This window comes from Filimonas zeae (assembly GCF_014641615.1).
In the GTDB taxonomy this organism is placed as follows: domain Bacteria; phylum Bacteroidota; class Bacteroidia; order Chitinophagales; family Chitinophagaceae; genus Filimonas; species Filimonas zeae.
Window position 1 is genome coordinate 893,520 of sequence record NZ_BMIB01000003.1, and the last position, 15,390, is coordinate 908,909.

Sequence of the window (15,390 nt, forward strand, 5' to 3'; positions counted from 1 at the left end):
AGGGATAAAAGGAGGCTGTTATGGATAAATATTTTCCGGCATCCTGTTATTTTTCCACCGGTCTGTCTACTATCCGGTCAAAACCAAGGCCGCTGCTACCCTCTCCGCGGCCGGTGGTTTTGCGTACGCCGTACCATACAAATACACGACCATCTGTCCAACGCGTGCGCTGGAACGATTGGGTTACCCTTACGCCTGCGCGCGGCACTTCTGCTTCCTGTATAAAGTAAGGCAGTTTGTCTTTCAGGCCTGGTTGCAACAGCGCGGTGCGGGGCCTTATTTTATCTGGTTTGGCCGTATCGCCTTCCAGTATACGTGGCATGGCAGCACGTTGCAGCTGCACTTCCTGGTGGCTGCCTGCTGTATGGGCGGGTACAAAAGGTATCCAGTTTTCGGGTATCGTGTTCATTACCTGGTAACGTATACGGGCTGCTTCGTCTCCATCTGTAACAGGTGCCGGTGTAACTACCGGGCCTACGGCATCGGTTACCAGTTTTTGTAAAAAGCCGTGGAATTCACCGGCGGTTTCGGCGCCCCGTTTGCTATAACCCGAAGGCAGCGGCACCACGGTTTCTACTGCCCATACCATGTTGGCCATTTCATCTCTTATCAGTACTATTTCTTCGGTGGGTTTGCCTTCCTGTATTTTGGCTACCGAAGGCAGCAATAACAAATCGGTATCGGCAGCTACAGGAGTATCGCTGTCTACTTTCAGAGAAAACATGTTCCAGCGCTGCCAGTCATTATCATCTCCTCTGCCGGCAGCTTCTATCCAGAAGGTTTCGCCAAACGAATTGGTAACGGTAAGGCCTTTAATGGTGGTTAAAGAACCTACGGGTAAACGGTAAGGTATCAGGTACCAGTCGTTGGCGTATACCAGGCCAAATTCTACCAGCAGCAGTTTGGCCAGGTCGGTGGTATCGGGGGTAATATAACTGAAATTGGTTTTGCCATCTTCAAAGGCCCACCAGCGGGTATTGGGCATACCATCAAATACTACCGGTGCGGGAATCATGGACTGTGTATTTACTACCGGTGGCGGCGGGGCCGGGTTACCGGGCAGTTGGTCCAGCGCAGGCACGTTGCGGTTGATATCTACATTATACCAGTCTAAATGCCCGTGATAATATTCTTCTGCATGCATTACCTTTTCGCCGGCAGGTGTACCGGCGGCAATGGCAAACTGGTATTCCAGCTGCTGTGGCTGCCAGGCGTTGTTGGCGGCATCGGCTGGCTGGTAAAACAGGTCTTTATACCAGGCGGTAAACGTGGCCTCTATTTCATCAAAGGTACCTGTATCGGCGGGCAGCGGAAAATCAGGCAGGTTGTAATAATGGGTGGCAGCGGTAAAGTCAGCGTACAGTCGCGCACCATCTACCATGCGGCCTGCCACGGCGGCAAATTGTTGCCACACTTCGGCATGGGCACAAATGGTAGCACCGCTTTCATCGGGTATGGGCTGCTGAATACCGTAATGATCGAGAAAGAACTGCCGGGTGGCTGCCAGTACCCCTTTGTTTTTCAGCAGCTGTATCCAGCGCCGGCCCATTACCAGGCGCAGATCCAGCGATATATCCTGTTCCAGGGTGCTGAAAGGCAGTGGCCTTTGTTCTACCAGTGCTTCAAAAGGCACTTCTTTATCAAAAGGCTGTACCGGCTGGCTGCCGGCCTGGTATTTATTTACGGTTGCCGTACTGGTGCTTATTTTACAGGTAACGGGCGAACCGGCATCGTCGCCGGCAAACTCGCCCATCTGCCATTGTTTGGTAAGCATCCATAGGGCATCGCGTACTTCGGCTTTCAGCGCGCGGTCAAATTTATTGCTGCGGGGTCTGCCTTCCAGCCTGCTCCACGCAAGGGTTATGGGAAAGGCCTGTGCTTTATTTATCTCTATCAGTTTGCTTTCTACTGGTACTAACATGGCGTTGTTGTTTAGGCATATTTATCCGATAGGTGTATTGTTATTGTTCACCTGGTTTATGGTAGTATAATGAACAGGATTGTCCAGCACAATAGAATAGGGATGCAGGCTTTCTGCCCCTATTACAGCAGGCAGCAGGCCTGCCAGAAAGGTATTGTCAATATGCGCCGGCTCTACCCCGCGCGATCTGGCTGCGTCCAGTGCATACAACAGCGAATCGGTAAGGTCATCCCACTGCCAGTTACCGGTAAATTGCGAAGGGGTTACCAGCAGCAGTGTTTGCGGTGCTTCCGAGTCGGGACGGTCGTAGTGAAAAGTAATACCCGTGGTTTCTTCCCGGGCCGGTATCAACTCTGTCCATTCATCTGCCAGTATACCACATATTTCTGTGGGCGCGCCGGTGGTTGTGGCAGTGAAGGCGGTGTACAGCAGTATATTACTTTCTTCCAGGTTACAGTCTGCTTCCGGAAAAGGCAATGCCAGCCAGTGATACTTTTCTGTTTTAAACGGCAGTTGTACAGGATGGATATACAGATCATCCTCATTACCGCCAAAGGCTTCGCGTAGCAGGATGCAGTTTTCCAGGTGTTTCATTTTTTCGTGTACCCTGGCTATGCCATGCAGCCAGTCTTCCTGCGGGTTGGTTCGTTTACCGGTAGTAATACTGTAATCTAACAGGGTGCCGGTAGCATTCCAGCTATTATTGATTTCGGCCTGCTGTGCAGCGGGCAGCTCATAGCGCGGTACCATGGTAAAATCATCGCCCAGTATAAGGCGGGCGGCATTCTGCAGGTGGGTGGCTTTATCAGCGGCCGGCACTGCCGCCAGTGCTGATAATAATGCTTCTACCTGTGGTATGCGTTGTGTTTCCAGGTCATCGGTTAATGCTTTGGCTCTCGCTTGCAGCTCGTATATAAACATGGGTATGCCGCGTAATTCTGCATCTATATCCAGTGCAATTACATCGTAGTCGGCCAGGTGTATGGCCTGTACATCGGCCAGCAGTGTGGTAATAGCGTCCTGATTATTATCAATGGCATTTTTCAGTTTTACAAATGCGGCATCAAACAATAATTTTTTCACTTCCACATCTGCCAGGGTAATGGTTTCCGGTGGTGTGGGTGTAACAGACACCAGCCTTTCCATAGCCTGCAGCGTTTTCAGCAGTGTGGTATCGCCGGCGGCCAGTGTGTTATATTCATCTGCCTGCTGCTGCCAGCGGTTGCGGAAGGCCTGTAGCTTTTCTTTAATACTGGTAAACCATTGTTGTACGCGGGTATACAAGGCACCGGTACCGGTTTGCGGAATACCATAGTTACCCAGGCCGGAAAGCAAGGCCGCAAAACGGGTGATGGTAGCAGGTGCCTGGTTTCTGATAGCCGTTATGTCAGCTTCTGAAGCGGTAGCACGGTCGGGCAACGCACGCAGGTAACTGATTACCCCACCGGGCATGGTAGCAGCCTGCACCAGGTTTTTTAACCCTGTTAACAAATCCTGTACACGCTGGGCGGGCAGTTGTGCCGGTGGCATATCCTTTTTGCTGGCCTCGTTGGGCAGTGCCACATCGCCAGGTGTAAGGGGTGCAGTACCTACCAGTAAAGCACGCAGGCTTTTTACCAGCGGTATCAGCTGAAACAGGGAAAGGGTACCCGGTGTGGCGGGCGCCTGGGTATAGCTGATGGTAATAGTGGTATCCAGCCGCGGATCGGCCGTGGTAAACAGGTAATGTGTTAACCGGTCGTCTATCTCAGTTAGCGAACGGGTATCTGTAGCGGGCAGTATGTATAACAAATCAATGGGCTGTATACTCAGTTGCTGTAACGATACAGTGGTGGCTATGGTGGCACCGGTGGCACGGCTGATATACGAACAATGGCATACTACCTGGTTTAGTGGCGGTAGCATAGTAGTGAGCCACTGGTTTACAGAAGGCTCTGACTGTGAGCGTGGGGTGCCGCCTGCCGCCGTGGCTATATAGGTAAACGGAATGCCTACCCGGTGGTTTAAGGTAACACCGCTGCGGGGCGTGCGTATTACATCGGGCTGCTGCGGGTAATTACCTTTGCTGTAGGCATCCAGTACACCGGCTGCACGGTTGTAATTACCCAGCACTACCTGGTGTACACTTTCCGCCATTCCCAGGTCGGCTACTGCATCGGCCACATCCATAATGCCATTGACTGCTGTGGTAATGGCATTGGCAATTACGGCTTCGGTAGCAGGCAGGGCCAGGCCAAACGGGTACTTTTTACCGGCGGCAGTGGTTTGCTTTTTTACATGGTTGCACAGGTTTACCCCGTGTATTACGTTACGGGCCTCAATGGCAGTAACCGGTATGGTAGCTGCATCTACCGAAGGGTCCGTATTATTGGCGGTGTTGGTTTCTTTGATGTGGTTGGCACCGAGCGGAAAAAATTTACGCAGCAGGTATATATAGCTGTCAATACTTTTGGCTTTCAGGTCTTCCCGGTCGTGCAAAGCCCGTTCCAGTCGATAGCCCAGTAAGGCTGCCAGGCTCTGGCCACCCTGTATACCTTCTATTACCGATAAGGCCAGGCGTATACGCTCTGAAGTAAGATTTACGGCCAGCACATTACTGCCATCGGGTTTGCCATGCGATATATACCCGTTGCGCAATACAGCAGCGGTTACGCCCTGGTTTAACGATGGGGCATGTATATAGCCTTCGTTGGCAGCATCGGTTACAAATGTTTTTTTACCATCGGGGTTAAACTCACCCACCATATCGGCAGGCACTTCTTTATGGGTAAGTACTTTGTTTTTTTCGGGGCGCACATTTTCCAGCCAGCCGTAGGCGCCCAGGTAAATACCGGTGCGGCGCTGTGCGGGTGGTGTATCGGCACTGTTGTTACGCAGGCGCGACATGCCCAGTGTAAGCATGCCTGTTTTCCAGGCATCCAGGCGGTACGAGCAGCAGTCTACATGCTCTACCAGTGCGCGTTCCAGCCGGGCGGTAGATGCATCTTTCAGTTGTTCCAGCGCCTGTAGCTGACCGGCCAGGTAGCGGGAGTAAAAAGGTATCAGGGGCAGCTGCAAAGAATCGCGTACAAATTCGGATACGTTTTTTGCCGGCGATAACTGCGGCATAGTTTCATACAAAAGTGCATACCGGCTTTCGGTAAGGGCGCCTTTCCATTGCTGGTGTATGTAAGGCTGTTCTGCCTGTATGGTGGCCAGGCGGGCTGCCGGCACGGCGTTTACCGATACGGCGGCGGCAAGGCTGCTTTCGTGATAACCCAGTTCCAGCGCATATTTCAATAAACGGTATAGTTCAGCTTCGGGCCTTTTGGTAAGGCCTGCCCCGGTGCGCAGGGCATTGTGCGACTGGTGTACCTGATCTATAAGCGCTTTAATATAATTCCTGTTGTCTGCGGTATACGAGTGTATGGGATTTATTTCCGATAAAGGCACATCATCTACCAGGTGCTTCACCGGCTTTTGCCAGGGCAGGCCCAGCATGGTAAGCATACCAGGCAAGCGCACCCCGTTATATTGCATCTCCTGGCTAAAGGTTTGCATAAAGTAATTATCCAGGTCAGACTGATCTCTGAAGCCTGCTTTTACCAGGCTCATGGCATTCGCCACCGAGGTAAGGCTTTGCATATACCTGCGGTGAAACTCTACCGAGTTGGGATGCAGCCCTATTACATCCAGCAAGGTTTGGTAAGGCTGCCCCTGCTGCGAGGTTACCTGCGCTACAGCACCCTGTAAATGGCTGGCCCAGTATATATCCATTTTCACCAGCAACCGGTACAGATTGCTGATAAAGGCAGGGTAAGCATTGTTGTTAATGCCCGCCACGGTATTGTTTTTTTCGTTCATCCAGGTAAGCCGCCTGAAGGGGGTTACGGGTAATATACCATAGGGCTGGTTGCCTATACGTATGGCCGGCACGGGGCCGCGGCCACTGACAAAGCTGTTGAAAAAATCGCGGGTGTAGCTGATGGTATCTTCTGAAAAACCATTTTCTATTACCGACTTCATCACGTACCCCATGGTGGCCGGCCACAAGGCCAGGTTCATGTTAAAAGCATCGCGCTGGTCGTTACCATCGCTGTTCAATACTTTTTTAAACAGGTCATAATCCAGCCCCAGCCATTCGCTCAGCCACTGGCCATCTTTCTTCTGTGCCGGGGTAGCTGTTTCTGTAAAACCGGGCTTTTGTTTAAAATACAAATCAAAGGTTTGGTCGGGCGTGTCTTTACTGGTAACACCCGAATCGGCTGAGCCGGTATTATTGGTGGGTGTACCCTGCGGCAGCAGACTGAGGCCTTTTTGGGTGAAGTAATGGTGATTGAGCAAATCCTGCAGTTGTGCTTTGCCCGCTTCGGCATCGGCACTCAGTTTTACGCCTAATACCAGCAGGCGCGAAAAGCCGTTTACTTCATCCGGCGCCAGGTTTATTCTAAAACCCATACCTATGGCAACAGCTCTGTCAAAATCGGCCACCCATTTAATTTCTTCAGCAAACTCCAGGTCGTGCTGCGCATTTTGCGTCAGCTGGTCATCGGCACCGGTGGAGGGGTCGGGACTGGTGTGTAAAGGATAAGGAATTGTGTTACCAAACACCGGCTCCATGGCGGTATTGCCTTTATAGCGTATCACGGCCAGTTTTTCGGGCAACAGGTTTACTTTGGTAGGCTGCGTCCAGGCATGCTCCTTCCCTGTTTTAGCTTCCAGGCCGGCAAACAGTACAATGGCAAACTGCAGGTTGGCCGTTGCTTTGGTTAACCCCAGCGGCAGTTTTTCGGTAAAGTTAACCGGCCCGTAGGTGCGGATAATGGTATCAGCATCCAGTGTGGGGTTGGCGGTATTAAAATCTGTTTTTGCCTGTGTAATAAGCGTGTCATTACCATCGGCCAGCCATAATTGCTTGAATAACCCGGTAATAATATCGTGTTGGGTGGCATCCCAGTTTTCGGTGGCAATTACCAGTATAAACGTATTAACGCCTCTTACCGGGAATACACTGCCAGCCTCGTCCGGCACCAGCTGCCGGGTAATCCAGGCGGCTCTTCCATCGCCATGGGCATTTACCAGTAAACGCCAGGCAGCTTTTTGCTGGTCTATAGTGGCAGCATCGGGGTTGGCAGGATCAGCCGGTTTACCGGCGCTGTAATACGCCGCCCAGAAATAGGCCGCATTGTTTACTTCCTTGCGCGATAGCAGGGGCTCAAAACTGTCTACCAGGCATTCATCAGGATACACGCGTACCCATAACTGCGGCTGGTTGCCGGTGGTTTTAAAACGGGTTTCTATGCGCAGCGGAAACAGCAGGAATGGGGTGTTGTTGGCAAAATGTTCCTGCAGTTCTTTACGCGGGTCAATAAACAGTTGAAAGTTTTTTTCAAAACCGGCCAGTTGTTCGCGGGCACCTGTATAAGTCTGCTGTAGCTGGGTATGTTTTGTTTTTTCGGCAGCAATCTGTTTGTCCAGCTCTTTGCGGCGTTGCTGGTAATCTGCATGGTTGTCTCCTTTCTGCCTTTCCAGCGCCGTACGTTCTTTTTCCAGCAATTGCAGGCGCTGGCCCGAAACAAACAATTCCTGCCGGGCATTTTCACTGGCGGCTCTGCCTGCGGCGAGGTGGGTGCGGCTTTGTTGAAAATCTGACATATATAAATGCGTTATAATTATTTTTGTAATAACATTTCTGAAGCATGCACGCACACCATCATAGGTACCTGGTATAATATATAAGCCAGGTTGGCAGCATCTACATTACTATCCCATTTCACCAGCTTGTCTTCGTTAAACTGCTTTTTATTTTCATCGCCTTCGGTATCGGCAGGAAAAGTATGGGTGGCTGGCAGGCTTACCGGTGCAGGCAGGCTCAGCACATCAATTACCCCATCTTCGCCAGGCACTACTTTATTCCAGTCCAGATCGTTCCAGGTTACCAGTGCCTTTCCGCCTGTATCGGCGGCAGGAACGTCCAACCCAAAGCGGGGCTCACCGGGGCGTTCTTTAATAACAAAAAACCACCCGGCATTATTCAGTACCGGCTGCTGCGGGTTGCCCTCTCCCCTGGCTTCGGGTACAGTAAGGTCGAAACCGAAGAAATAGATATCCGGATCGGCCTTGGCTGAATATAAGGGCGTACGTACTACTGCCGGGTTGGGGTTTACCGCATCTCCTTCTGCCGGAATATGTAAGCTGCGGGGCAGGGATGGATCGGGCAGGCCTGTTTGTGTATTGATGGTCCATGCTGCTTTATGGGCGTAAATAACGGCAGTGGGGTACTTCTTTAACAACTCGCCCCGTATCACCAGTACTACTTCTTCTTTGGCTGGCTGGCCCGGTTGCTGACGATGGTCATGATCGCCCAGTTTGCTGCTGCGCCGCCACTCGTGCAGTTTGGGAATATCATAGAATGCCTCACGCTGCTCTTCTTCTGTTTTGCCGGCCAGGTCAGCCTGGGCCAGTGCGCCGGACGGATCCCAGAACTGCCTGAAATAACTGCCACGCTGGTCGGTAGGATATTCGCGCCACAACAGCTCACGCGCAAATTCGTGGTTAAGCCCCACCATGTACGATTCAATAAATGCCTGATTCGTTTCCAGCAGGGTAATGCTGTTCTGCGCTATCAGTTCTATATTGGGCAAAAACAGTTCTTCCGATATTTTCTTTAAATCCTGGTACATCGGTTTGTTCAGTTTGGGGTAGGCCATCGCTTCTGTAAAACCTTCGTTTACCAGTTGCGCCTTAATCCAGGGTGGAATAAACACATGCTGCCATGTCCATGCCGGTATGGTTTTCTCCGGCTTCAGCTGCTCCAGTATTACACCTGTTACCACCGGCAAATCCAGCGTAATGGGTTTTACCTCTTTGGGTACCTGTGCCTGCTCCCATTGCAGTAACACAAACATATCTTTCAGTGAATTTTTAAAACGCGTGGCATTGTCGTTATCTACCGTGCCACTAACAGCGGGTGTGAAGTTTTCACCGGGGTACGACAAATGAAAGTCCGGGCTTTTACCATAATCATCCACTGATTCGGGTGTCTGGTTTTCCGGTTGCAGGGCATCGGCAGCTTTGTTGTTTTTTTGCCAGCTGGTAAGCAGGTACCACAGCCATACCAGTATTACGGCTATAGTTATACCTACTGTGTAGGCCGGGCCTGTTACGGCAAAAAACTGCAGCAGCAGTACTATCAGCACTGCCAAAGCCAGTAAGGCCCAGGGCAGCCAGCTGTATTGCTTTAATATAGCCAGTATAACCGCAGGTACTTTGGGCTGTATGGAACCGGTAAAGGTATCTATACCGGGCTGGCCCGCTGGTTTGGTTTTAGGAGGCGCCGGCAACAATTCTCCCTCGTTGACTTTGTTTACCAGGGTTTCCAGCCGCAGCTTTTCACCGGCAGGCAGCTGTTTGTTCAGATGTGTAGCCAGCCTGCCGCGCGGCCTTGCTATGCGGCGCATGGGAGGCGATAGTAAGGTATCGGGCAGGGTGCTTTGTTTAAGGGCGTAAAACACCGTAGCATTATCGTTTAACACCCGCTTCTGCAGCGGCGCGGTAAGCATCATGTTTTTGGCAGCAGCGGCGGCAGTACCGGGCACAAAATGTTTGGTGTGTAAAGCGGAGCCTGCTGCTATGGCAAACTGACCATAGCGTATCTGGTTATTGGCTTTTAACACCTCGCCTATCTGATCCCATGCGGCTTTCATATAGTCTTCCTGGTTTTCCTGTACCACGCGGGTACCAAAATGTGCCGGTACGCGAAAACGTGGATCCAGGTTCAACTCGGTAAGCCAGTTGTAATTCTGATCAATGCGGTTGCCATCACGGTCAGTATATACCCTTTCTACCATGGCATGCCAGCGGCCATAAATGGGCGGTGTTATCAACGGGTCAGCATCGGTATTCGGGTCAACCGGTAAACCGCTGTTGTTGAAAGCATCGGTGTTGGCTGCAGGAGAAGGCTTCAGGTGATAATCATCGGCCAGGTTTAGCAGCCCGGTCAGCTGTTGCTGAAAAGGATGCTGGTTAGGGGCGCTGTTAACTGCCCATTTATCAAAGGTGTTCTGTTTCTGTATCTCCTGCGGGGTAAGCGATTCTTCCGGCACTTTTAAAGCGCCCCCCAGGCGCAGTATGCCGCCCAGCGGGTGGTCAGCATCTTCCTTCCAGGTAATATTGGCACCGGGCTTAGTCATATCCATTACCCGGCGGCCCACGCGGCTGTCTGCCACTTTGGGCTTCAGCAGGCGTACCAGGTATTCAAAATCGCCGGTGGATCCGGTGCTGAACTGCCAGCGGTAATAATAGGGAAAATCAACAGCCGTGCCTTCCCAGGCTATTGCCAGTTTTGCATTGGCTATATCGGCCGCACTGCCCCCCAGCCCGGCCAGCCGGCCGCTTTCGTAAGAGGGTATTACAAAAGCATGATAAGAAGTACCGGGCTTTAATTTACGCGGACATAACAACCGCGAATAGGCCAGGTCGGGGTTTTGTTTCAGTTGCTGCTGCAGCTTGTCCAGTGCGGCATCTACCTCACCGGCATTGTCTGTAATGATTTTATCTGCTGCATTGCTAAGGTCGCCGTTATAGTGCACGTGCGCCCACGACCATAACTGACCGGCTTTAGGAAAGCATTTGCTTTTATCCACACCGGGCTTCAGGGTTATATAAGGCAGGGGCTTACCGGCAGCGGTGCCATCATCAAACTCACCGGCTGCCAGCACCAGCAGCGTTATCCAGGGGTTTAACCGCTGTCCGCTGGCCGGTACAGGTGTATAACGCCAGGGCATGTCTTCATCATAAAAATCAATATAGGGCAGGTAGTTTGCCTCAAAATTGGTTACGCGGTTATGTGGGTCGGTTTTTACTACCGAGCGGGCATCTATGCCTATGATATCCCCCGGGCCGTATACTTCAATCTGCTTGTCCTCTACCGGTGCAGCGGTTCCATCGCCATCTACGGTAAGTTTTACGGTAAAACGCGCACGCGCCTCACCGTTGGACTGCAGGTTGTTGGCAATGCCCTGCCGCAGATAAGGCAGGAAGGAATAGGTTGCTATGCTCATAGTACAGCTTCGAATGTGGGGATGACATGAATTTCTTCAGCCAGCGCCGGGTTAGAAAGTATTTGTGTGTTCATCCAGGCCCTTGCCTGTGCTTCAGAATCAAAAGCCTGTGCGGTGCTCAGGGGTTTATTATTGTTAACACCGGCTACGGTATAGCCCGGCTGCCCTACTTTAACACGCTGGTCAATGGCGGTAGGCACCAGGTTTTTTTGATAGGCAAATGATAAGGTACATTGCGTAATAGCGCCCCCTTTCAACCAATGGGAGAAGAGTACGCCTACATTTTTAAACCATTTGAAGGAATGGTATTTATCATCCCCATCCATCAGCTTCACTTCATAACGTACCACGCGCTTTACTACTTTGGAGGCACCTATTTGTTTGCCGGAAAACACCAGCTCCACCCCTGCATCAAAATCCTGGAAGGAAGGGCGCGACAGCTTTTCTGCATCACTCAGGTTCTGGTACTGGGCTATGGCAAACTTTTCGCGCGGGGCCGCCGCAGCGGACTGCAGGTTGGGCATGTTGGCTTTTACGCTGAACAAGTGCGCATCTGCCACGGCGTTGTTGCCTACCTTATCTATAGGTATATTCAGCGGTATGGCACGCTGGCTTATCTGCAAACTGCCCAGCGGGTGCAGTACCAGTGTTTCGGCAGCGGTATCTGTTTTGCGCAACGAAACAAACAGGTTGGCATTGGCAGGCAGCGCGGCCTTCCAGTTATCCAGTTTGTTAAACTCTGCCACCAGCAACGGTATGGCGTTGATAGCAGGCATTTTGTTGTTTTCTGCATCGCCCCAGGTAATATCAAAGTCAACCGTAATGTCAATAGAAAACAACCACAGGTCAATGGACAGTGTGCCGCTGCCTTTGGCATTCCACGGTGCAGGGCCAGACAGCTGCAGCCGCAGTGAGATACTGAACAGGCCTGCACCAAACACTTTCAGCTCTACCGAAAACGATATACTGATAATAAAATGAAAGGGCGAAAACTGAAACAGTGCATCAAAGCTGAAATTGCCACTGAGGTTGAATATACCGGTGCCAAAATACAATTCGGCACGGGCACCAAACTGTACGGTATTGGAAGTGATGGCAAAGTAATTTTCTACAGATATGCGGGCAAAAGAAGTACGCAGCACATCAATATGAATACGGCGCGGATTGGGAAAGGGCAATGGCGGCGGGTTAAACTGCGGATGAAAGCCGCCTACGCTTAACACAAACTCTGGATGATCGCTAAAGTCCATCAGCAGCCCCATCTCCCCTTCCAGGGTCATAAACAGTATGCGCGATTCAAACAGCGCTGCAAAAAACCAGATGCGTTTTTTATCAAACTCCAGCGCCCCTATAAAACCCACATTTATCACAATCAATGGCGCACGCTCTTCGGGCAATGCAATACGCAGCACGCCTACTATGGCTATATTGCCGGGTATTTCTATAATAATACCAAATGCCAGGCTTATTAAGGTAGGGGTACCCCAGCCTATTTTAACCATAGGGCCCAGCAGAAACTTTCCTTCCTGGGGCGGGAAATACGATTTAAGGTCGCTGATAATGCGCGGTGCATTGGCTACCGGATCGGGCGGAAACATAATGCTGTTAATGCCCCCGGTGCGTATGCCTGCCCCTATAGGTTCAAGCAGCATGGTGCGGTTAAGGCCCAGTAAGCCGCCTACGCCCAGCAGGGTAAAGCCAAAGCCCAGCTGTATGCCGGTGCCAAACTCTGCCGTAATTATAATAAGCAGGGAGAAACCTTTAGAGCCATCCGGCATGCGGGTGGTAATAAGGCCAATGGCTTTTACCGTTACAATGCTGGCAATAGACAGTTCCAGCACACCGGCGTATTCTTCTTTATCAAAATCGAAATACAGGTAGCCGCCACCTTTTACTACAGCTGCATCTATAGACAGGCCTACACCGTTAGGTGGCTTAAAGCCTACCTGCAAATCGGCAGGCCCCAGGTTGCCCTGTTTAAAGGCCAGGTTGGTTTGCAGGCCAATGTTTTCCACTACTGCCTTCAGCGGCCCCAGTTCCAGCGATACGGTGGCGCCTGCCTGTAACTGAATTTTATCGTTTTTGGGTTCCAGTGCCAGGCTCAGGCTTTTAATATGCAAAGGCCCCAGGTCTACATGCAAATCAAAATCCATCGCCAGCCTGGCGCCGCCCCTGAAATAAAAACCACCCAGCAACGAATAACCAAATGCCATAGAGGCTTCAGCCTGCACATTCAGGCCCGATAGTATTTTTTGTAAAAAGCCATCTCCATCGCCCCCGGTTACTACCAGGCGAATGGCTTCTATTTCTCCTTCAAAACCTACATCCAGCTTACCGCCCGCATTTTGTATAAAAGTGGTAAAGCCCAGCCCCTGCACGGCCAGGCGCGTAGCACCGGGTGAGCCCAGCAGCACTATCTCCTGCGATTTGACGGGCTTTTCATGTATCTGTACCGATGCTTTAAAAGCTGCTGCCAGGTTTAACAGGCCTTCTGCATTAAAGGGCGGGCGTATTACAACTCCTACGCCTTTTATATCAGCTGTAGACTTAAACACCAGCTCGCCACGGTCGCATACACTAAAGTTGAAATTGGCGGTGCCCATCAGGTAAGGCAGTAAGGCTATGCCTTTTTTCTTGCCCCCCTGCGCTTCCGCCGGCGAAAACGTAATGCCAAACTGGGCATAGGTTTCGGGTGTAAGCCCGGCCTGAAAAAAGGGAAAGCGTAATTCTTTTAAATCCGTGGATGTATTGCCCAGTAGCAAACGCGTGGAGTCTGACTGCGGATAAATACCGCCGGGCAAGGTAACGGCACGCATCAGTGCTTCCATGCGGGTAAGCAGTTTGTCTGTATCCAGATTGCTGTTCCATTGGTATACATCATTAAACAACTGGGAAGGTTTGGTAAACAGTAACCCCAACCTGTTCCAGTTTACCAGGCGGGTGGGTACGCCGGGTGCGGCACTGTTTTCGTGTTCTATTAAGCCCAGCACGAATAACAAGCCGTGTACATCGGGCTTTAAGCGGTCAAAATAATCCAGTATCAGATAATCAGTTAACCGCCGGGGCAGGTCGTTAATGCCTGGCAAGGCAGCTACCGAAGGATTGGTTTTTACCACGTTCAGCAGATCAACTATGGATTTGGTGGTAGTGCCCAGCCGGCCCATCAATTTAGCTACTGCTGCTATTACAGCCGTATCGCCGCTGGCGGTGGTTAACTGTTCTATGGCATTCACCACTTCGGTGCTTTGCGATGCCAGATCGGTTAAGGCATTGCCAAAAGCGTTAGACGGCATTTCATAACCCAGTTTGCGAAACAGTTCAACTGCCTGTGCCGGTGTTTTTACGGCACGAAGCGGGGCTATGGCCATGCCTACCTGGGTTAATACAGATTGCAGTGCATCAGGCATACGAATGGGTGTTTACATTGTTAAATACAATTTTTAGTTACGGATAACAGGGCCCTGCCGGTATTGCCCTATTATCCATTGCGATCTGGCACCGGACATGCCGGTTAATATATCGTTGAACGACGTGGTATTGAAATAGGCATTCCGTAAGGCTTCCAGCACACGGCCGCAGTACACAATATTGCTTTTGGGAAAGCGTACGATGTTAAACAGGTCTATACGTTTGCTTTCGTCCAGTGCAGTAAGCGACTGCAGCAGGCCGTCTGTTGCTACAGCCCGTTGCCGCGTATCTTCCGGCAGCAGTGTCCAGGTAATCATGCCGGGTATAGTCATGGATAGCAAAAGCGGCCTTACGGCACAAACCCCGGCGCCCGTGGTACAAAGCGTGGCAAAATCGGCGGCCCCGGTGTTGAGCGATAACGCCAGTTGTTCCATATGCTGTTTGCGCTGCTGTGCTGTTTTACGTGCAGCCCCATCGTAGGCCAGGCTAAACACCAGGCGCTGGTAACCATCGCCAGGGTCGGCTGTTTGCGGGGTAACGGCCTGGTAATAGATGCTGTGTTCATTAATCATTTCCCGTAATACATCGGGGCTTCCCATGGCGGGTCCGCTATCGTCTGTTGCCTGCACCAGCAAAGATTCCAGTTCAGCATTGGCAGGCACTACCACCTGCTGCAACGTAAGCGTGGCCTGTGCGGTACTGGCGCTGTTTAAAATACGTACTGTAATTGTAAGCGTGCCGGGTATTGTGGGGGTAAAAGCCATTTCCCCTACCTGTGTGGTCTGCACCTGTGGGGCGCCGCCTCCTTCACTAAACGTCCATTCATAGCTATCGGCGGCGGTTGCCAGGCCCGTATCTGTAACAAACACCACGTATACGTTTTCGCGGTTAATGGCCAGCGGGTTGGGCACATACGAAACAAGCGCACACCGGCTGTCGGCAGCCACTGTTGCCTGCCCCAGGTCGGCAGCCTGCATGTTTAACGGTATTCTGGTTTCTGTTTTACGAACGGCCATATAA

5 protein-coding genes are annotated in these 15,390 nt (G+C 51.4%); all 5 read right to left on the reverse strand.

All coding sequences use genetic code 11. From position 1 onward, the window contains the following. Positions 1–46 precede the first annotated feature (46 nt). Genes IEY13_RS16840 through IEY13_RS16860 form a run of 5 tightly spaced genes read right to left on the reverse strand, consistent with a single transcriptional unit; the run spans position 47 to position 15,386 of the window. Complete coding sequence (locus IEY13_RS16840; RefSeq protein ID WP_188954214.1) at positions 47–1,921, reverse strand: hypothetical protein; 1,875 nt, start codon at positions 1,919–1,921, stop codon at positions 47–49. 21 nt (positions 1,922–1,942) lie between these two features. Continuing rightward, the gene (locus tag IEY13_RS16845) at positions 1,943–7,555 is read right to left on the reverse strand and encodes a hypothetical protein (RefSeq protein WP_188954216.1); all 5,613 of its coding nucleotides are present in this window, start codon (positions 7,553–7,555) and stop codon (positions 1,943–1,945) included. Positions 7,556–7,572: 17 nt separating this feature from the next. After that, positions 7,573–10,962, reverse strand: coding sequence for a hypothetical protein (locus IEY13_RS16850; protein ID WP_188954218.1), 3,390 nt, complete (start codon positions 10,960–10,962; stop codon positions 7,573–7,575). Continuing rightward, entirely contained in the window at positions 10,959–14,369 is a 3,411-nt protein-coding gene (locus IEY13_RS16855) for a DUF6603 domain-containing protein (RefSeq protein WP_188954220.1), read from the reverse strand. Before IEY13_RS16855 ends, IEY13_RS16850 begins: the two co-directional genes overlap by 4 nt. A gap of 33 nt (positions 14,370–14,402) precedes the next feature. Next, positions 14,403–15,386 (reverse strand): PKD domain-containing protein, encoded by a 984-nt coding sequence (locus IEY13_RS16860; protein ID WP_188954222.1) that lies wholly within the window; start codon positions 15,384–15,386, stop codon positions 14,403–14,405. Positions 15,387–15,390: the final 4 nt, after the last annotated feature.